The organism is Haloarcula sp. MBLA0163, from assembly GCF_055632435.1.
Map to the genome: position 1 here is coordinate 1,497,754 of NZ_CM145745.1, position 19,742 is coordinate 1,517,495.

General features: G+C 68.1%; 14 protein-coding genes. 3 read left to right on the plus strand and 11 right to left on the minus strand.

The window, feature by feature from the left end; translation table 11 throughout:
* Nucleotides 1-4 precede the first annotated feature (4 nt).
* From ACV7GQ_RS08005 to ACV7GQ_RS08030, 6 genes are all read right to left on the minus strand, one after another.
* Nucleotides 5-1,753 carry a glycoside hydrolase family 13 protein gene (locus ACV7GQ_RS08005; protein ID WP_470312986.1) on the minus strand — a complete coding sequence of 583 codons (1,749 nt, stop codon included), beginning with the start codon at nt 1,751-1,753 and terminating at the stop codon, nt 5-7.
* A gap of 3 nt (nt 1,754-1,756) precedes the next feature.
* Complete coding sequence (locus tag ACV7GQ_RS08010) at nt 1,757-3,412, minus strand: glycoside hydrolase family 13 protein (RefSeq protein ID WP_470312987.1); 1,656 nt, start codon at nt 3,410-3,412, stop codon at nt 1,757-1,759.
* Nucleotides 3,413-3,543: 131 nt separating this feature from the next.
* Entirely contained in the window at nt 3,544-4,623 is a 1,080-nt protein-coding gene (locus tag ACV7GQ_RS08015; protein WP_470312988.1) for a M24 family metallopeptidase, read from the minus strand.
* 79 nt (nt 4,624-4,702) lie between these two features.
* Nucleotides 4,703-5,812, minus strand: coding sequence for a Gfo/Idh/MocA family protein (locus ACV7GQ_RS08020; protein WP_470312989.1), 1,110 nt, complete (start codon nt 5,810-5,812; stop codon nt 4,703-4,705).
* Between the two features lie 12 nt (nt 5,813-5,824).
* Nucleotides 5,825-6,793 carry a sugar phosphate isomerase/epimerase family protein gene (locus ACV7GQ_RS08025; RefSeq protein ID WP_470312990.1) on the minus strand — a complete coding sequence of 323 codons (969 nt, stop codon included), beginning with the start codon at nt 6,791-6,793 and terminating at the stop codon, nt 5,825-5,827.
* A 42-nt stretch (nt 6,794-6,835) separates the two neighbouring features.
* Nucleotides 6,836-8,320, minus strand: coding sequence for a methyl-accepting chemotaxis protein (locus ACV7GQ_RS08030; protein WP_470312991.1), 1,485 nt, complete (start codon nt 8,318-8,320; stop codon nt 6,836-6,838).
* Between the two features lie 102 nt (nt 8,321-8,422).
* Here ACV7GQ_RS08030 and ACV7GQ_RS08035 point away from each other — a divergent pair, with 102 nt between their 5' ends.
* From ACV7GQ_RS08035 to ACV7GQ_RS08045, 3 genes are all read left to right on the plus strand, one after another.
* Nucleotides 8,423-9,619, plus strand: coding sequence for an ABC transporter substrate-binding protein (locus tag ACV7GQ_RS08035; RefSeq protein ID WP_470312992.1), 1,197 nt, complete (start codon nt 8,423-8,425; stop codon nt 9,617-9,619).
* 50 nt (nt 9,620-9,669) lie between these two features.
* Nucleotides 9,670-10,920 carry a mandelate racemase/muconate lactonizing enzyme family protein gene (locus tag ACV7GQ_RS08040; RefSeq protein ID WP_470312993.1) on the plus strand — a complete coding sequence of 417 codons (1,251 nt, stop codon included), beginning with the start codon at nt 9,670-9,672 and terminating at the stop codon, nt 10,918-10,920.
* A gap of 221 nt (nt 10,921-11,141) precedes the next feature.
* The gene (locus ACV7GQ_RS08045; RefSeq protein ID WP_470312994.1) at nt 11,142-13,985 is read left to right on the plus strand and encodes a hybrid sensor histidine kinase/response regulator; all 2,844 of its coding nucleotides are present in this window, start codon (nt 11,142-11,144) and stop codon (nt 13,983-13,985) included.
* A 33-nt stretch (nt 13,986-14,018) separates the two neighbouring features.
* Here ACV7GQ_RS08045 and ACV7GQ_RS08050 read toward each other — a convergent pair whose 3' ends face one another.
* From ACV7GQ_RS08050 to ACV7GQ_RS08070, 5 genes are all read right to left on the minus strand, one after another.
* A complete protein-coding gene (locus tag ACV7GQ_RS08050; protein WP_470312995.1) occupies nt 14,019-14,930 on the minus strand; it encodes an NmrA/HSCARG family protein in 912 nt (303 codons plus the stop codon).
* An 89-nt stretch (nt 14,931-15,019) separates the two neighbouring features.
* The gene (locus ACV7GQ_RS08055; protein WP_470312996.1) at nt 15,020-16,591 is read right to left on the minus strand and encodes an AMP-binding protein; all 1,572 of its coding nucleotides are present in this window, start codon (nt 16,589-16,591) and stop codon (nt 15,020-15,022) included.
* Complete coding sequence (locus ACV7GQ_RS08060) at nt 16,584-17,387, minus strand: alpha/beta fold hydrolase (RefSeq protein WP_470312997.1); 804 nt, start codon at nt 17,385-17,387, stop codon at nt 16,584-16,586. Before ACV7GQ_RS08060 ends, ACV7GQ_RS08055 begins: the two co-directional genes overlap by 8 nt.
* A gap of 55 nt (nt 17,388-17,442) precedes the next feature.
* Nucleotides 17,443-18,456 (minus strand): 3-oxoacyl-ACP synthase, encoded by a 1,014-nt coding sequence (locus tag ACV7GQ_RS08065; RefSeq protein WP_470312998.1) that lies wholly within the window; start codon nt 18,454-18,456, stop codon nt 17,443-17,445.
* Nucleotides 18,453-19,589, minus strand: coding sequence for a branched-chain amino acid ABC transporter permease (locus ACV7GQ_RS08070; RefSeq protein ID WP_470313145.1), 1,137 nt, complete (start codon nt 19,587-19,589; stop codon nt 18,453-18,455). Before ACV7GQ_RS08070 ends, ACV7GQ_RS08065 begins: the two co-directional genes overlap by 4 nt.
* Nucleotides 19,590-19,742: the final 153 nt, after the last annotated feature.

A 19,742-nucleotide genomic window follows, 5' to 3' on the forward strand; every position in this document is an offset into this window, starting at 1 on the left:
GGTTTCAGTTCAGGGAGTAGACGCGGGCCTCGTAGGCCCGCAGCGTCAGGTTCGCGTCGGTCACGGTCGGGGCGTCGTCGTAGTTCGCAACGAGTAGGTCGCTGGTCCGGGCCGCCTGGTCCAGCGTCACGCTCGTCTCGGTGTCGGAGACGTTCAGCGTCACGAGGACGGCTTCATCGTCCAGGTCCATCCGGTAGGCCCAGACCGATTCGTGGTCGGGGAGGAGGTCGGTGTAGTCCCCGTAGACGAGCACGTCCTTTCGTTCGCGGAGGTCGACGAGGTCACGGTAGTAGTGCAGCACGGAGTCGGGGTCGGCCTCGGCTTGCTCGACGTTGACGTCCTCGTAGTTGGGGTTGACCGCCAGCCACGGGTCGCCGTCGGTGAACCCGACGTTCGCCGAGTCGTCCCACTGCATCGGCGTCCGGGCGTGGTCGCGACTCCAGTAGTTGACGATGCCCAGCGCGTCCTCGGGGGCGTCGATAGCGCCCGCGTCGAGGAGGTCTTCGACTTTCCCGATGGTCATCGGGTCGTCCACCTCGTCGAGCGAGCCGAACTCGGCGTTCGTCATCCCGATCTCCTCGCCCTGATAGATGTACGGGGTCCCGGACATCGTCAGCGGGAGCGTCGCGAACAGCTTCGCGCTCTCGGTTCGGTACTCGCCGTCGTCGCCGAACCGAGAGACGACGCGAGGGAGGTCGTGGTTGCCGAAAAACAGCGTGTCCCACTCGACGGCGCGTTGCTTGTGGGCGATGATCGCCTTCAACTCGACGAGGTCCCACTCGCCCCAGTCGTCGAGGTCCCACTGGCCGTCGGACCCGGTATCGACGCCCATGTGGTCGAACTGGAACGCCATATCGAGCGGCGCGTCCTCGCCGATGTAGTCGTTGACCTGCTCGACGGCGGTCTGGCCCATCTCCCCGACGGTCGTCGCGTCGTAGTTCGCGAGCGTCTCGTCGTACAGTTCCCGCAGGTACTCCTGTAACCGCGGCCCGTGGCTGAACTGTTCGAGGCCGACGAGCGACGCGCTCGGGTCGCCGTCGGGGTACCCCTCGGCCTTCGAGAGGAAGTCGATAGCGTCCATGCGGAAGCCGTCGATGCCCTTCTCCAACCACCAGGTCATCATGTCGGAGACGGCCGCTCGCACGTCGGGATTTCGCCAGTTGAGGTCCGGCTGCGTCTCGTCGAACAGATGAAGGTACCACTGCCCGCGCATCTCGTCGTAACTCCACGCCGACCCGCCGAAGACGGAGTCCCAGTTGTTGGGGGCGACCTCGTCCGCGGGGCCGTCGGCGGTGTCGTAGTCGGCCGCTGCGGCCGGTCGGCCGTCCCGCCAGTGGTAGTAGTCGGCGTACTCGTCCTCGCGCCGGCGCGAGCGCTGGAACCACTCGTGCTGGTCGGACGTGTGGTTGACGACGAGGTCCATGATGAGGCGCATGTCTCGGTCGTGGAGCGCGTCTACGAGCGCCTCCCAGTCCGCCATCGTCCCGTACTCCTCGTGGATGGCCCGGTAGTCGCTGATGTCGTAGCCGTTGTCTCGCTGTGGCGACTCGTAGACCGGGCAGAGCCAGACGACGTCGACACCCAGCGAGTCGAGATACTCGACGTTCTCTGTGATGCCCTGTAGATCCCCGACACCGTCGCCGTCGCTGTCGTTGAAACTGCGCGGATACACTTGATAGACGACGGACTCTTTCCACCAGGCTCGTTCGTCGTCCGATACCGCGTCGTCGGGGTTCGTCCGTTGGACGGGCATAGATCAGTCCAGGGAGTGGACGCGGGCCTCGTAGGGTCGCAGCGTCAGGTTTGCGTCTGTCACCGTCGGGGCGTCGTCGTAGTTCGCGACGAGGAGGTCGCTGGTCCGGGCCGCGTCGTCGACGGTCACGCTCGTCTCGGTGTCCGAGAAGTTCAGCGTCACGAGGACGGCCTCGCCGTCCAGTTCCATCCGGTAGGCCCAGACGGACTCGTGCTCGGGAAGGAGGAGGGTGTAGTCCCCGTAGACGAGCACCTCGTGGTCCTCGCGGAGGTCGACGAGGTCACGGTAGTAGTGCAGGACCGAGTCCGCGTCGGCCTCGGCTTGCTCGACGTTGACGTCCTCGTAGTTGGGGTTGACCGCCAGCCACGGGTCGCCATCGGTGAAGCCGGCGTGCTCGGAGTCGTCCCACTGCATCGGCGTCCGGGCGTTGTCCCGCGAGCGGTCACGGACTATCTGCTGGACGTCTTCGAAGCCGTCTATCTCGCCGGCCTCGATGGCCTCCTCGACCTTGCCGATGGACTGGAGGTCGTCGAGTTCGTCGAGACTGCTCCACGGGTAGTTGGTCATCCCTATCTCCTGACCCTGGTACACGTAGGGCGTCCCGGAGAGCGTAAAGAGGAGCGTCCCGAGGAGTTTGCCGGACTCGCGGCGGTACTCGCCGTCGTCGGCGAACCGCGAGACGATGCGCGGCTGGTCGTGGTTCGTGAGGTACAGCGAGTTCCAGCCGTCGAGTTCGGTCTGCCAGTGGGACATGACCGCCTTCAGGTCGGTGAGGTCCCACTCCGCCGGCGAGAGCCACCGGTCGCCCATGTCCACGAGCATGTGCTCGAAGTGGAACACCATGTCCATCGGGCCGTCGGCGGAGACGTAGTCGCTGGCCGTCTCGACGTCGATGTCGATGCACTCGCCGACGGTCATCGTGTCGTAGTCGTCGTAGGTCGCCTCGGCCATCTCTTCGAGGTACTCCTGGGCGCGGGGCCCGTCGGCGAAGTGCTCGATGCCGACCCAGTCCTGCGAGGGGTCGCCGTCAGGCAGCCCCTCGGGCTTGGAGACGAGGTTGATGACGTCGAGTCGGAAGCCGTCGATGCCCTTCTCCAGCCAGAAGTTCATCAGGTCGTGGACGTCCGCTCGCACGTCGGGGTTGTCCCAGTTCAGGTCGGCCTGCGTGTCGTCGAAGAGGTGGAGGTACTGCATCCCGGCCGCCTCGTCGTACTCCCACGCCGACCCGCCGAACCCGCTCTTCCAGTTGTTCGCCGGGGTCTCGCCCTCCCGCCAGTAGTAGTACTCGCGGTAGCCGTCCTCGTCCCGGCGGGACTTCTTGAACCACTCGTGGTCCGTCGAGGAGTGGTTCACCGCGAGGTCCATGATGAGGCGCATGTCCCGGTCGTGGACCTCTTCGAGGAGGCGTTCCCAGTCGGCCATCGAGCCGTACTCCTCGTGGATGGCGCGGTAGTCGCTGATGTCGTAGCCGTTGTCCTCCTGTGGGGACTCGTAGACGGGGTTGAGCCAGATGACGTCGGCGCCGAGCGACGCGACGTGGTCCAATCTGTCGATGATGCCCTGCAAGTCACCGACGCCGTCGCCGTCGCTATCGTTGAAACTCCGGGGATAGATCTGGTAGACGACCGCCTCCTTCCACCACGTGCGTTGCTCGTCCATACATCTCCACGGTAGTCTAATCCGACACTTAAATCTATGCTTTGGACAACAACAGGTGTTGTAAACAGTTTCGCTACCCCGTGGATTCTATCGCGAACGGCCCGCTACGGGCACAGAGGGGTCCCTGTCGGTTACCGTTCGAGGACGGCGTGCCGTTCGAGTTCGAGGTCGTACGCCGTCGCCTCGACGGTGACCGTCGGCCAGTCGCCGGTGGTCGAGAGCGTCTCGACGCCGTCGCTGCTGACGAGGTGGGTGTCCTCGCTCTTCGCTCCCTGTACCGTCGGGTTCCATGCGTAGGCCTGCGGGAGGACCACCGGGGCATCGCTGTCCGGCGTCGCTATCCACTCGCGGCCGGCGAACCCGGCGGCGCCGCCCTGGTGGTGGTTGCGCCACTCGCCGTCCCAGCCGACGGCGTCGTAGGCCGTCTGGACGGCCTCGAACACGTCACCCGCCGTACCGCCGACCGAGCCGACGGCCCGTGTCGCGGCCAGTGCCGTCGTCTCGACGCGCATCGCCGCTCGCGTCCGGTCCTCGAGCCACTCGGGTGGGTCGAACGCCACGGCCCGGGTACAGCTGGTGTGCAGGCCGTCGCGCTGGGCCGTCACGGAGAGGAGCGCGTAGGCCCCCAGTTCCTCGTCTTTCGGCGTGTAGTGCCGATAGGCCTGTGCGCGCTCCCCGCCGCCGACGAGTGCCACCGGGGACTCGATGTCCCGAGCGGAGAGCTCGCCGCGCAACTCGGCGGCGACGGCTCGCTCCGTGTCCGTCGCCGCGACGTCGCGCGCGACGGACTCGACGACGGCGGCGGTCTCCTCGCTCAGGTCGCGGTACAGGTCCGCCTGTGCGTCGGTCAGCGGCTGTCGGAGCACCGACGCGTCCACCCGCTCGAACCCCGGCACGTCGAAGTCTGCGGCCGCGGGCGTCGGACTCACCGACTGCACGGCGTCGGCGAGACTACCGTCGTACCACTGGAACGTCTCGACGTCGACTGCCGGGTCGAGCTCCTCGTCGCGCAGGCGCGGCGCCTCGATGTTGTCAGCGACGACGGTCACGCCGTCGCCGTCGTACCCCGCGGCCGCGACGCCGACGTCGCCCGCTCGGTCGACGACGTTGTCGCCGCCGGTGAGCCACGCGAAACTGTTCGGCCGCGCGAACCACACCGCTTCGAGTCCTTCGTCGGCCAGATACGCGTCGAGGCGCGAGTGCTGCGTCATACCGCTCCAACCGGGGGCGGGGACCAAAAATGGGTGGGCCACCCGAGCGTCGACCGCCGGGGCGCAGTGAGCGGGGGATTCAGTCGACGTCGACCCACTCGCCGCTGGCGTCGCTCCGTTCGACGGCGTCCAGTATCCGCTGGACCGCGAGTCCGTCGGCGAAACTGGGCTCGTAGTCGCCGCCCTCTGCGACGGCCGAGAGGAACTCGTAGTTCTCGTGGACGAACGTGTGCTCCCACCCGATGACGTGGCCCGGCGGCCACCAGTGTTCGACGTACGGGTCTTCGGCGTCGGTCATCAGTATCGTCTCGAAGCCACGCCCGTCCTCGCGCAGGAGTTCTAACTCGTTCAGTCGCTCCAGCGAGAAGCGGAGGCTCCCCTTCGTCCCCTCTATCTCTATCGTGTGGTCGTTCTTGTGCCCGTTGGCGAACCGCGAGGCCTCCAGAGTCCCCATCACGCCGTTCTCGAAGGCGACCTGCGCCGAGTACGCGTCGTCGACCGTCACCGGCCGCGTCTCCTCGCTCTCGGCCATCGGGCGCTCGTCGACGAACGTCCGCAGGTGCCCGCTCAGTTCCGCGACGTCGCCCACGAGGAACCGGGCGAGGTCCACGGTGTGGGCGCCCAGGTCCCCGAGCGCGCCGCTACCGGCCATCTCCGCGTCGTTGCGCCACGACCACGGCGCTTCCGGGTCGGTCAGCCAGTCCTGGAGGTACCGCCCGCGGAAGTGTCGAAGCTCGCCCAGCTCGCCCGCGTCGATGAGGTTCTTCGCGTACTGGATGGCCGGGATGAAGCGGTAGTTGAACGCGATACCTGCCGGTACGTCCGCGCCCTCGGCGGCCGCCGCCATCGATTCGGCGGCGTCACGCGTCGGCGCGAGCGGCTTCTCGCAGAAGACCGGCGTCCCGGCTTCCAGCGCCGCGATGGACGGCTCGGCGTGGACGTGGTTCGGCCCGAGGTTGTAGAACACGTCCACGTCGTCGACGACGTCGCGCCAGTCCGTCGCCGTCCGCGCGAACCCGAGCCTGTCGGCGGCGTCCTCGAGCGCGTCCTCGTCGCGCCCGACCAGCACGTCCCGGTTGAGCGCCGGGGCGTCCTCGAAGAACATCGGGAGCCGCGCGAACGCGTTCGCGTGTGCCTTGCCCATGAAACGGTACCCCAGTACGCCGATGTCGAGTGGTTCAGATGGCATCGTGAATCCTGCTTACTCCGCCCAGTAGGCGTCGCCCGGCTGTGTCTCGAAGACGGCGCGGTCGAGGACGTCGACGGCCTTCTCCAGTCCCTCGCGGACGCTGGTGAGCGAGTCCTCGTGTTCGATGGAGAGCGTGCCGTCGTAGCCGACCATCCGCAGTGTGGAGACGACGTCCTTCCAGTGCTCTTCGCCGTGACCGTAGCCGATGGAGCGGAACAGCCACGAGCGGTCCGCCTCCTCCGTGTAGCCGGTCGTGTCCAGTACCCCTTTCTCGCGGGCGTTCTCCTCGTAGACCTTCGTGTCTTTGGCGTGGAAGTGGTGGATGGCGTCGTGGTCGCCCAGCAGGCGGATGGCCGCGGTCACGTCGATGCCCTGCCAGTAGAGGTGGGAGGGGTCGAAGTTCGCGCCGATGCGGTCGTTGGTGGCCTCGCGGAGTTTCAGTAGCCCGTGTGGCTCGTAGACGAGCATGTTCGGATGCATCTCGATGGCGACGTCGACGCCGTGAGATGCGGCGTGCTCGGCGAGGTCGGCCCAGTACTCCGTAGCGACGTCCCACTGGTACTCGTGAGCGTCGGCGTGTTCGGTCGGCCAGGGCGCGGTCACCCAGTTGGGCACCTCGTCGTTGGGCCCGCCCGCGGGAAGCCCCGAGAAACAGGTGACCGCGTCGACGCCGAGCTGGTCGGCCAGTTCGATGGCCTCCCGCAGTTCCGTGTCCGCCTCGGCCGCCCGCTCCTCGTCGGGGTGGAGGGGGTTGTTGTGTGTCGCCAGCGCGCTCACGTCCATCTCGTACTCGTCCAGCAGGTCGTGGAGCGCGGCCTGTGCGTCCGGGTCGTCTAGGTACTCCTCACGCGGGAGGTGGTCGTCGCCCGGATAGCCGCCACAGCCCAACTCTACGGCGCCGACGCCGATGTCGTCCAGATACGACAGTGCGTCGTCGAGCGATTGACCGCCGAGCGGAACAGTCAGCACACCGATTTGCATACGGCGATTTACAACAGGTGTTGCGATAAAAATTCGGGGACGTCAGTCCGCGGTCTGGTAGCGGTCGAACAGCGTGCTGAGCTGCTGGGCGCGCATGGTGAGCATGCGGACGTTGACCGACATCTCGCCGAGCGCGAGGGTCTGCTCCTCGGCGATGGCGGCGACGTGTTCGGCCTCCTCGACGTTCTGCTGGGACGTCTTCGCCACGTCGTCGGCGATGGAGGCGACCTCCTCGGAGGTGGCCGCCTGGTCGTCGGTGGCGTTGCTTATCTCCTTGACCCCGGAGCTGGTCTCCTGGACGTGCTCCATGATTGACTCGAGCGCTTCCAGCCCCTCGTCGACGGCCGCCTGTCCCTCCTCGACGGAGGTCTGCATCTCGGTTATCTCTTCGACGGCGTCCTCGGTCTGGGTCTGGATGTCCGAGATACGGTCCTCTATCTCGTTGGTCGCGTCCTTCGTCTCCTCGGCGAGGGACTTGACCTCGTCGGCGACGACGCCGAAGCCGTTGTTCTCGGCCCCCGAGGAGGCGTGTGCGGCCTCGATAGAGGCGTTCAGCGCGAGGATGTTCGTCTGCTCGGCGATGTCGTCGATGAGGTCGACTATCTCACCGACCTCCGCCATCTGGTCGTCGAGCGTCTGGACCGTCTCGACGACGTCGTCGGTCTGGTCGACGGTCGCCGCCATGGTCTCGTGGGCCTCGCGGCCGGCCTCGATGCCGTCGACGGTCCGTTTCTCCGTCTTCTTGGCCATCTCGGTGACCTCGTTCGAGGACGCGGCTATCTCCTCGATGGTCGCCGACATGTCGGACATCTCCTCGCTGATGGTCGATATCTGCTGGTGCTGCTCGTGGAACACGTCGGCGATCTCCTGTACCGTCGCGGCGACGCTCTCGGCGGCCTCCGTGACCGCGTCCGTCGCCGCCGAGAGCTGCTCTGACGACCCGGCGACGTCCTCGGAGAACTCGCCCGCCGTGTCGATTGTCTGTTCGAAGGCGTCGGCCATCTCGTTGAACTCCGTCGCGAGGCGGTTGAGCGAGGCCGACGGCGTCTCGGCGTCCATCCGCTGGCGCAGGTCCCCCTCGCTGGCGGCGTCGAGCGTCCGGCGGCAGGCGTCGAGGTACCCGTCCAGATCGTCGACGCTCAGGTCGGCCGTGCTGGCGACGCCGCCGTCGGCGACGGTCGCCCGTCGTGCGTCTGTCGCGGTCGGGTCCCGGTCGCGGAGGGCGGCCCGCGCCGTGGCGAGGTCCGCGACGAGTTCGTCCCGCGTCTCTCGTGTCCGTTCCAGTTCGGCCTCGAGGCGAGCGTGGTCGCGTTCCAGCGCGTCCCGTCGGGTCGCGAGACGGTCCGCTCGGGCGCGCACGCGCTCGAGTGAATATACACCTGCCGTCGCAGCGACCACGAACCCCGTCACGGAGAGAACCGGTACCAGTCCCCCGGGCGCGAACCCGACCACGAGCCCCTGAAATATCGCGTGGCCGAACTGTCCCACCACGGCCAGTGCCACGCCTCGTTGTTGCCAGTCAACCATACGCCCCCATTTGAGATGGGGGACTTAAATTATCACGTCCGGAAAATCACGACTGAGAACGGGCGGGGAAATTTCATAACGACTCGATAGCGACTGCACGACATGTCACGGTCTACGTCCGTTGGTGGGGGCGAGAGTGGGGAGTTGCTCCACCGGTTGGTCGGTGGCGACGGCGGCGCGGCGCTCGACGCGCTCCTCGACGGCTTCAGCCGACAGCATCCGGGGGTCTCGATACGGGACGTCGCGGACGAGAACCTGAGCCTGGAGGTCAAGAGCCGCATCCTCAAGGAGAGTCCGCCGGACGTCTGGATAGAGTGGCCCGGGAAGAACCTCGAACCGTACGACGACGCCGCGGTGTTGGGCGACGTCACGGGCGTCTGGGAGGACAGCGACATGGAGCAGTACTACCTCGACGGCCCGCGGAACGCCGCGAAGATAGACGGCACGTACCGGGCGGTGCCGCTCAACATCCACCGCATCAACAACCTCTTCTACGACGTCGAACAGGCGGAGGCGCTGGGCGTCGACCCCGCCGGCATCGACAGTCCGCGGGCGTTCGCCGAGGCGCTCCAGCGCATCGACGCCGAGACCGACCGGACGGGGATGCTGTTCCCCATGAAGAACCCGTGGACGGTCCTCCAGATGTGGGAGACGGTGTTGCTGGGCGAACACGGTCACGACACGTACAGGCGCGTCACCGACGAGGGCGCGGCGGCCCACCGACGGGCCATCGTCGACGCCCTCGACATCGTCGGACAGTACGCCGACGTGACCACGGAGGACAAGCTCTACACGTCGCTGACCGACGCCAACGAGCGGTTCGTCGACGGCGAATCCGTCTTCTTCCATCAGGGCGACTGGGCGGCGGGAGCCTACACCGAGTCCCCGGGGTTCGACTACGGGACCGACTGGGACCACGTCCCGTTCCCGGGAACCGACGGCCTCTACGCGATGAACATGGACGCGGTCATCGCCGCGAACGTGACCGAGAACCCGGAGGTCGTCTCGACGTTCCTCTCGTACGTGGGCTCGGCGGACGGCCAGCGGCGGTTCAACCAGAAGAAGGGCTCCATCCCGCCCCGGACCGACGTCGACACGTCGGGGTTCACGCCGTTCCTGCAGGAGCAGCAGGCCGCGTTCCAGCAGTCGGCGGGCCAACCGCTGTCGATAACGCACGGTCTGGGCGTCCGGCCGGACCAGCTCATCGAACTGAAGACGGCCATGTCGACGTTCGTCTCGACGTGGGACCCCGAGGCAGCCGCCGACGACGTCGTCGCCGCGCTGGACCGGTCGGCGTAGTCGGGACCGATTCCTCTACACTTTTGTAACGGGCCTAGCAAGCCCCCAGCATGGGATTGGCCAACGACGTAGACTACGCTGACCTGCACGACCCCAACGCTGAGTACACGATGCGAGAGCTCTCCTCGGAGACGATGGGCGTCACGGCGAAGCGCGGTGGTGGCCGCGACGTCGAGATCACGGACGTCCAGACGACGATGGTCGACGGGAACTTCCCGTGGACGCTCGTCCGCATCTACACCGACGCCGGTATCGTGGGGACCGGCGAGGCCTACTGGGGGGCCGGTGTGCCGGAGCTCATCGAGCGCATGAAGCCGTTCGTGGTGGGCGAGAACCCGCTGGACATCGACCGCCTGTACGAGCACCTCATCCAGAAGATGTCCGGCGAGGGCTCCGTCGAGGGCGTCACCGTCACCGCCATCGCGGGCATCGAGGTGGCGCTGCACGACCTCGCGGGCAAGATTCTGGAGATTCCGGCCTACCAGCTCCTGGGCGGAAAGTACCGCGACGAGATGCGCGTCTACTGTGACTGCCACACCGAGGAGGAGGCCGACGCCGAGGCCTGCGCCGACGAGGCAGAGCGCGTCGTCGAGGAACTGGGCTACGACGCCCTGAAGTTCGACCTCGACGTCCCGAGCGGGCTGGAGAAGGACCGCGCGAACCGCCACCTCCGTCCGGGCGAGATACGGCACAAGGCCGAGATAGTCGAGAAGGTCACCGAGCGCGTGAAGGACCGCGCCGACGTCGCCTTCGACTGTCACTGGACGTTCTCCGGTGGCTCCGGCAAGCGCCTCGCCGACGCCATCGAGGAGTACGACGTCTGGTGGCTCGAGGACCCCGTGCCGCCGGAGAATCTCGAGGTGCAGGAGGAGGTCACGAAGTCCACGACGACGCCCATCACCGTCGGTGAGAACCGCTACCGCGTGACCGAGGAGCGCCGACTCATCGAGAATCAGGCGGTCGACATGATCGCGCCCGACATGCCGAAGGTCGGCGGCATGCGCGAGACGCGGAAGGTCGCCGACGTGGCAAACCAGTACTACATCCCGGTGGCGATGCACAACGTCTCCTCGCCCATCGCGACGATGGCGAGCGCCCACGTCGGCGCCGCCGTGCCGAACTCGCTGGCCGTCGAGTATCACTCCTACGAACTGGGCTGGTGGGAGGACCTCGTCGAGGAGGACGTCATCGAAGGCGGTTACATCGAGATTCCGGAGGAACCGGGTCTGGGCCTCACCCTGGACATGGACGCCGTCGAGGAACACATGGTCGAGGGCGACACGCTGTTCGACGAGGAGTGAGACGGCGCGTCGAACTCGCTGCGGGGAGTTCAGCGCCGGTCGCCGGGCGATAGGACGACGACGCGCGTCGACGGCGTCCGGCGAAGGGCGGCCCCGGACTGCGACGGCCCGAGGCCCGTTGTATGGCGGACAGAAAACCCCCGTGGACGCTGTCGTTACGGCGGTTATCACGTTTCATAATGTGACGGTAGTTACTTGTCGGTACGAATTAACTATCGGGCATGGGCGACGAGGTCACCGTGCTCTGCGTGGACGACCGGCAGGTCGCGGAGTCCACGGGCGACCGACTCGAACGGGAGGCCGACCGGTTCGCCGTCCGGACGGCCACCACAGCGACCGACGCACTGGCCGTTCTGGACGGCAGCGGTGTCGACTGTGTCGTCTCCGGAGCTGAACTTCCCGACGGCGACGGACTGGGCCTGCTCGACACCGTCCGTGCGGAGTATCCGGACCTGCCGTTCGTCCTGTTCCCGGCCGAAGGGTCCGATCGGGTAGCGAGTGAGGCGGTGGCACGTGGCGCGACGGCGTATCTCCCCAGGACCGACGCGGTCGAGCAGTACGAGGCGCTCGCAGACCGCATCCAGAACGCCGTCGAGCGGCATCGCACGGTCCGACGGGCAGCCGGGCAGAAGCGCGTCGACAGCGTGGTGCGCGAGGTCAACCAGGCGCTGGTCCGGGCGGATTCACGGGCGGCGATAGAGCGCCGCGTCTGTGAGTTGCTCAGCGAGGTGGACCCGTACTCGTTCGTCTGGGTCGGCGAGCACGACCCCGCTACCTCGACCATCGAACCGACCAGCTCGGCGGGCGGCGAGCGGTCGTATCTGGACGACGTCACCATCAGCGCCGACGAGACGGCGACCGGACAGGGGCCGGCCGGTCGGGCCTTCAGGACGGGCGATATCGTCGTCTCGCAGGACGTCCGCGAGGACCCGTCGTTCGAACCGTGGCGGGAGGCGGCACTGGCACACGGGTTCCGCGCCGCGGCGGCGGTCCCGCTGTCGTACGACGGCGACTGGTACGGACTCCTCGTGGTGTACGCCGACCGGCCGGAGGTCTTCGACGAGTCCGAACGGGCCCTGCTGGCGGAACTGGGGGACGACATCGCGCACGCCCTGCAGGCGCGTGACGCACAGGACGCGCTCAGACGGACGAGCAAGCGCCTCGAGAGCCTGTTCGAGAACTCGCCGGACATGATAAACGTCCACGACAAGGACGGGCGGATAATCGACGCCAACCCGGCGCTGTGTGAGGCGCTGGGGTACGAGAAGTCCGACCTCGTCGGGATGGACGTCTGGGACGTCGACCCGAACATCGTCCCGGAGGCCGCGCGTCGGCTCTGGGACAGCCTCGAGACCGGCGACCGCCACGAACTGGAGACGGAGTTCCGGCGGCGCGACGGGTCGACGTTCCCCGTGGAGGTCCACATCCGTCGCATCTGCGTCGACGGCGAGGAGCAGTTCGTCGTCAGCAGCCGAGACATCACCGACCACGAGGCGCGCCAGCGGCAGCTCGAGGCCCGCTCGGCAGCGCTCGCGTCGGCCACTGACGGCATGGCGATACTGGACGAAGACGACGAGTACGTCTTCGTCAACCAGGCCCACGCCGAGGTGTACGGGTACGACGACCCGGCGGCCTTCGTCGGCGAGAGCTGGCGGAAGTGCTACCCCGACAGCGAGGTCGAGCGGTTCCAGCGCGACGTGTTCCCAGAACTCGAGGCGGAAGGCGAGTGGCTGGGTGCGGCCACCGGGGTCCGGGCCGACGGCGAGACGTTCCCACAGGAGGTGTCGCTGACCCGACTCGACGACGGTGGCCTCATCTGCGTGGTCCGGGACGTGACCGAGCGCGAGGAGCACCGCCGGAAGCTCGAGCTGGTCCAGCGGCGGACGCGGACGCTGATGACGACACAGACGGTCGAAGAAAGCGCTCAGGTCGCCGTCGACACGGCCCACGAGGTCATCGGGGCCGAGATAAGCGGCTACCACGCGCTCAGCGAGGACGGACAGCGGCTGCGGCTGCTCACCGAGACGGAGCCGATGGTCTCGGCGTTCGAGGCGCTGCCGGAGTACGAGCGCGACAGCGACGACCCCGTGTCGTCGGTCATCTGGGAGGTGTTCGAGGAGTCCGACCCCCGCCACATCGAGGACACGGCCGAGTGCGACCGGCTGGCGGGGAACACGCCGGCCGGGAGCGCCATCCTGTATCCGGTCGCCGACCACGGCGTGTTCATCGTCTCCGCCACGTCGACCGACGCCTTCGACGAGACGGACAGAACGCTCCTCGACATCCTGACCTCGACGTTCACCGTCGCGCTCCAGCGCGTCGAGCGCGAGTCGCTGCTCCGCGAGCGCGAGGCGGAACTCACCCGACAGAACGAGCGGCTGGAGGAGTTCGCGAGCGTCGTCAGTCACGACCTTCGGAACCCCCTCAGCGTGCTCGAGGGGTCGCTCGAACTGGCCGAGACGACCGGCGAGACGGAGCACTTCGACCGCGCCGAGCGGGCGCTCGACCGGATGGACCAACTCATCGAGGACCTCCTCACCCTGGCCCGTGAGGGCGAGAGCGTCGACGAGATGGCACCGGTCGACGTCGACAGCGTCGTCGCCGGCTGCTGGAAGAACGTCGCCACAGGGGCCGCCTCGCTCCGGACCGAGCCGACCGGCCGTATCTGCGCCGACGAGAGCCGGTTCAAGCAGCTCCTCGAGAACCTCATCCGGAACAGCGTCGAACACGCGTCCAAGAGCAGCCGTCCGCAGTCAGTCGACGGCGGGGGCCACGACCACACGGCCGACGGGAGCCCCGACGGCGACGCTGACTCGGTGACCATCCGTATCGGCCCCCTCCCGGACGGGTCGGGGTTCTACGTCGAGGACGACGGTCCCGGCGTGCCACCGTCCGAGCGCGAGGCCGTCTTCGAGAGCGGGTACTCCAACAGCACGGAGGGGAGCGGGTTCGGACTCGCCATCGTGGGGCGAATCGTCGACGCCCACGGCTGGGACGTCGACCTGTGTGAGAGCGACGCCGGCGGCGCACGGTTCGAGATCAGCGGCGTCGAGCGGCCGGAGTGACGCGCCGTTGGCTGCCGAAGTGACCGCCGAGATTCACGAGAAGGCCTTGACCCACCCCGGGACCGAGGCCATCTCGGTCTTGTCCTCCCAGCCGTGCGCTCGCAGATAGCTCTCGAGGTCGGTGAACTCGAACCCGAACGTCGACTCGAGCGCGTCGATGTCGGCGTCGTACCCGACCTCGTTGAACCACTCGCACATCACGGTGAACTCCTCCCCGAAGTCGTCGTAGGCGTCCTCGATGGGGACGTGATACGCCTCGACGTCCAGCCCAGACACCTCGGAGATGAGGGCGGCCGTCTCCGAGAGCGTCTTCTCGTCGCCGGCCAGTTCGTACCGCTCGCCGAGGAACTCGTCGGGCCGCTCGAAGGCGACGGCGGCGGCGTGTCCGACGTCGGCCACGTCGACCATCTGCAGCGAGACGCCCTCGGCCAGCGGGAAGGCGAGGGTACCGTCCTCGACGATGCTCTCGACGAAGCCCTCCAGGTTCTGGTAGAAGAACACCGGCTGGAGGACCGTCATCGGGAGCCCGAGGTCCCGCGCGTACTGCTCTATCTCCCACGCGGAGTCGAAGTGCGGGATGCCCGTGTCGGTCTCGTGGCCCCCGACGCCGCTGAACACGAACTGTTCGACGCCCTCCTCGGCGGCCACGTCGGCGAGGTTCTGGCCCTGTTCGACCTGCCGGTCGTACCCCTCGGTCCAGAAGTTGGTCACCGCGAAGACGGCGTCGACCGCCGCGACGTGGTCCCGGAAGCTCTCGGGGTCGTAGAGGTCGCCCTCCACCATCGTGACGCCACGGTCGGCGAGCGCCTCCGCCCGCTCGCTGGTCGCGTCTCTGGTCAGTCCGTACACGTCGAAGTCCTCGTCGGACGCGAGGAGGTGGTCGACGACGGCTCCGCCCTGATTACCCGTCGCGCCTGTCACGAGAACGCTGGACACTGTCGTCATGGCTACTCAGTAGTTCGCCGGGAGCCGGTATCAGCGTTTGGCGTAACCGCTGTCACCCGGTTCCACAGGTGTAACTAGGTGGCGTCTCCTCACTCGCCGAACCGCTCGGTGACGGCCTGCCGGTCTATCTTCTCCGGCCCGCTCGTGGGCATCTCGTCGACGAACGCGAGGTGGTGAGGGTGTTTGAACCGGGCGAGGCGACCGTCGAGGAACGAGCGCAGGGCGTCCAGCGAGAACGCTTCGGCACCCGCGGTGAGTTCGACGACGGCCCTCCCCACCTGGCCCCACTGGTCGTCGTCGACGGGGACGACCACGCACTCGGCGACCGCGTCGTGGTCGGCGATAGCGTCCTCGACCTCCGCCGGATAGACGTTCTCGCCGCCGCTGACGAACATGTCCTTCTTCCGACCCTCGATGTAGTAGTAGCCGTCCTCGTCGACGCGAGCGAGGTCGCCGGTCGCGACCCACCCGGACCCGAACGTCGCCTCGGTCTCCTCGGGGTTGTCGAGATAGCCGTCGGCGGCGTGGGGCGAGCGCAGCTGCAGCTCGCCGATAGCGCCCGGGTCGACCCGCTCTCCGTCGGCCACGATTCGCGCGTCGACGTGCATCGCGGGCGTCCCGACGGCGTCGGCCTTCTCGCGGGGCCACCCCTCGGGCATCGCGAAGTTGTTCGGGCCACACTCGGTGAGCCCGTACCCCTGCGAGAGGTCGACGCCACGGTCCCACCACGTCTCCATCACCGACTGGCGACAGGGGCCGCCACCGGACTTGACGAACCGCAGCGTCGAGAGGTCGGTCCGGTCCCAGTCGTCGTGGTCGGTCATCATCCGCAGGACGGCCGGCACCGCCACCAGGACCGACCCGCCCTCGTCGTCTATCACGCGGAGCAACTCGCCGGGGTCGAACTCGCGGGCGATGACCACGGTGCCGCCCATGTGCCAGAGCGGGACCGTGACGACGTTCCACCCGCCCGTGTGGAACATGGGGAACACCATCGGGGTCACGTCGTCGTCGCGCAGGCCCCACGCCGTAACGGTGTTCAGCGAGTTCCAGACGATGCCCCGGTGCGTGACGACCGTCTCCTTCGGCGTGCCGGTCGACCCGCCGGTGTGGAGCAGCAGGTGGGGGTCCTCCGGCGAGAGCGTCGCCGTCCGGACGGCCGAGTCCTCCGCCGGTAGTTGGTCGCCGTAGGTCGGCGTGTCCCGATGGTCGGTCCCCTCATCGGCGCCGTCATGCGCCTCGACGGCCAGCGTGTCCGCGGCCAGGCCCTCCGTCTCGGCCATCGCCTCGCGGACGTCGCCGAGGAACGGCGTCTCGACGACGAGCAGTTCCGGGCCGACGCGTGCGAGCAGTTCGCCCAACTCCGGCGGGGCGAGCCGGTGCGAGAGCGGCGCGAGGACGCCGCCGGTCTTCCCCGTCGCGAAGAAAAGGTCGACGACTTCGGGGCGGTTCCGGGAGACGACGGCGACGCGGCCGCCGTCCTCGACGCCGTACTCGCGGAGGAGTCGCGCCGTCCGGTTGGCCCGGCGGTCGAGGTCTGCGTACGTGTACCGCTGGCCGGTCGTCGCGTCGACGAGGCCGTCGCGCTCCGGCGTCAGGGCGGCGCGCTTCTCGCTCCACGCGCCCACCCACTCCTGCGGGCCGCTCGCGAACTCAGACATCGTCGAGGAACTCCGTCAGGTAGTCGTTGACCGTCTCGGCGCGCTCGAGGAAGAGGAGGTGCGGTGCACCGTCGAGGCGGTGGAACTCCGCGTCGGGCAACTGCTCGGCCAGCAGTTCGCCGTTCTCGACGGGGACGACGCGGTCCGCGGTCCCGTGGAGGACCAGCGCCGGTACCCTAATCTCGTCCAGTCGGTCCGAGACGTCGAACGCGGCGACGGCCGCGCCCTGCCACTCCCGGGCCCGGTCGCTGGCGTCGCTGTCGAGTCGCCAGTCGACTATCCGTTCCACGAGGTCCGGGTTCTCCTGGACGAACGCGTCCGTCAGGGCGGGGGCCATCTTGTGCCGGATGGCCGCTCGCTCGTCGTACGTCTCCGGAACGTCGTACATCCGCTCCTGGGTCTCCTCCGGGACCGGGACGGCGTCGGGACCGCCCGGCGACGTACACATGAGCGTCAGCGACTCGGCCCGGTCGTCGTCCAGCGCGAACTGCTGGGCTATCATCCCGCCCATGCTCGCGCCGACGACGTGGGCCGCGTCGACGCCGGCGTCGTCCAGCACCGCCGCGAGGTCGCCCGCCATCTGCTCGACGGTGTACGGTCCCTCCGGTTCGCTGGACGCCCCGGTGCCGCGGTTGTCCCAGAGAATCGTGTCGTAGTCGTCGGCGACGGCGCGCCGGGTCCAGCGCCACATCCACCGGCCGTAGCCCAGTCCCTCGACGAACACCACCGTCTCGGCGTCGACGGGTCCCGCCCGCTCGTAGGCGAGGCGGACCCCGTCGTTGTACGCGTCTGGCATACGTTTGGATAGTCAGGCAACCCCTTTCAAGGGGGACGTTACCATGTGAACGTCGTCAGCCACACCACTCCAGCACCGAGGCCGCCCACGTGTACCCGGTTCCGGCGGCGAGACAGAGGACGACGTCGCCGGCCGTGCGGTCGTCTCGGACCGCCTCGAGCGCCAGACCCTGGTCACAGCTCTGGACGTGGCCGTACTCGTCCAGATACAGGTGGTCGTCGGGCCCGAGCCCGAAGTCCTCGCACAGGGTCTCGTGGAACGACCGCTTCATGTGCGTGATGGCGGCGAAGTCGACGTCCTCGCGGTCGTACCCCGACCGATCGAGCGCCGCGTCGGCCACCTCCCTGAAGTTGGGCAGGCTCACCTCACCGAGGCGGCGCTTCATCCGCTCGTGGTCCGGAACCCGGAGCGCGTGGTCGCCGTCCGCGACCGAGTCCTCGCTCGGTGGTCTACGGGTCCCGCCGGCCGGCATCACCACATCCTGGCTGAAGCTGCCGTCGGTCAGCGAGGCGCTCTCGCGGACGCGAGCGAGTGCGCGGTCGGGTGCGTCGGCTTCGAGCACCAGCGCCGTCGCACCGCTGCCGAAGTTGAACATGAACGAGGTGTCGGGGTCGTCGTAGTCGACGAGGTCCTCCTCGCGACTGGCGGCGACCAGCAGGATACGCTCCATCCCGGCGTCGGCGTCGAGCAGCGCCCGCGCCTCCCGCAGTGCGACCGGCAGACCGGCACACAGGGCGTAGCTCTCGGTGGCCGAGGCCCCGTCCGCGCCGAGCGTGTTGGCGACGGCCGCGGCGGCGTTCCAGACGACGTAGTCCTTGAACTCGCTGCCGTGGTACCGGACGGCGTCGAGGTCGGCGGGGTCGAGGCCCGCGTCGGCGAGTGCGTCCTCGGCGGCGGCGACGCACATCTCCGCGGGGTGGTCCTCGTCCGGCGGGCAGACGTGTTTCTGCCGGACACCCATCTTCTCGACGACGACGTCCTCGGGGATGCCGGTCCGGGCGGCGATATCCGCCCCGGTGAGCACCACGTCGGGGACGTACGTGCCCATGCCCGTGACGTGGACGGTCACTGCTCGTCACCTCCGGTCGCGCCGTCGGCGCTCTCGCTCCCGCCGGCCCCGTCGCGGAACCGGGCGGCCGACACGTCGGCCAGCGTCCCACCGACACGCTGGCGGACGGTCCCCAGCAGTCCGTCGGGAACGTAGAGGACGAACAGGACGAACACGATGCCGACGTAGAGGCTCGCGTGGCCGTTCAGCAGGGTGTCGATGAGCACACCGAGGCTCGTATCGCCGACGACGGGGGTCGCCAGCGTCTCCTCGCCGAGGCCGGCCCGGAGGTAGGGGAGCAGGCCGCCGCCCTGCCCCGACTTCGAGAGGAACTCCCGGACCGTCTCGTCGAACAGGCGACCGAACAGCGGCCCGGCCAGCGTCCCGAACCCGCCGATGATGCTCGCCAGGAGGGCGTCACCCGTCGTCAGGAAGTAGAAGGAGTTCTCGGGGCTCGCCGAGCGCCGGAAGCCGGCGAACAGTCCGCCGGCGACGGCGGCGAAGAAGCCGCTGACGGCGAACGCCGCGAGCTTGTAGCGGTAGGTGTCGTAGCCGATGGCCACGGCGCGTTCCTCGTTCTCGCGGATGGCGACCATCACGCGGCCGAACGGCGAGTGGATGATGCGCTGCATGGCGAAGTAACAGAGCAGGACCACCGCGCCGATAGCGTAGTAGGAGACGGCGGTGCCCGAGAGCGTGTGGCCGAGTACCGTCACCTCGTCGCCGGTGAGGACGCCGATAGCGACGTTCAACTGGTCGACGCCGGGGACGCCTATCTGGAAGCCGTCGGGATGGGTCGGCCCGACCGAGGGGCCGTCACGCGGGTTCGATGCGACGTAGTCCCACCCGCGGATGAACACGTACAGCACCTGCGCGAAGCCGAGCGTGATCATCGCGAAGTAGACGCCCGAGAGACGGAAGGAGACGAGGCCGACGACGAGCGCCAGGAGGACCGCGAGCAGGCCGGCGACCAGGAGCGACACGACGAACGGCGTCCCCGGTCCGAGCAGCGGCACGGCCCCGTTCGCCACGAGGATGACCGTGTACGCGCCGGTGCCGTAGAACGCCGCGTGGCCGAAGGAGAGGTAGCCGGTGTAGCCGCTGATGAAGTCGAACGACATCGCGAACAGGCCGAAGTACAGCACGGCCGTCATCGTCTCGACGCCCGGCAGGAGGACCTCGGCCTCGTAGAGGGTCAGCGACTCCGCCAGCAGGTGGTAGATGGAGGGGTACAGCGCCAGCAGGCCCACGATACCGAGGTGTGGCAGGTGCGCACGGAGGTACTCGGTCGGCCAGTCGAGCCCAGT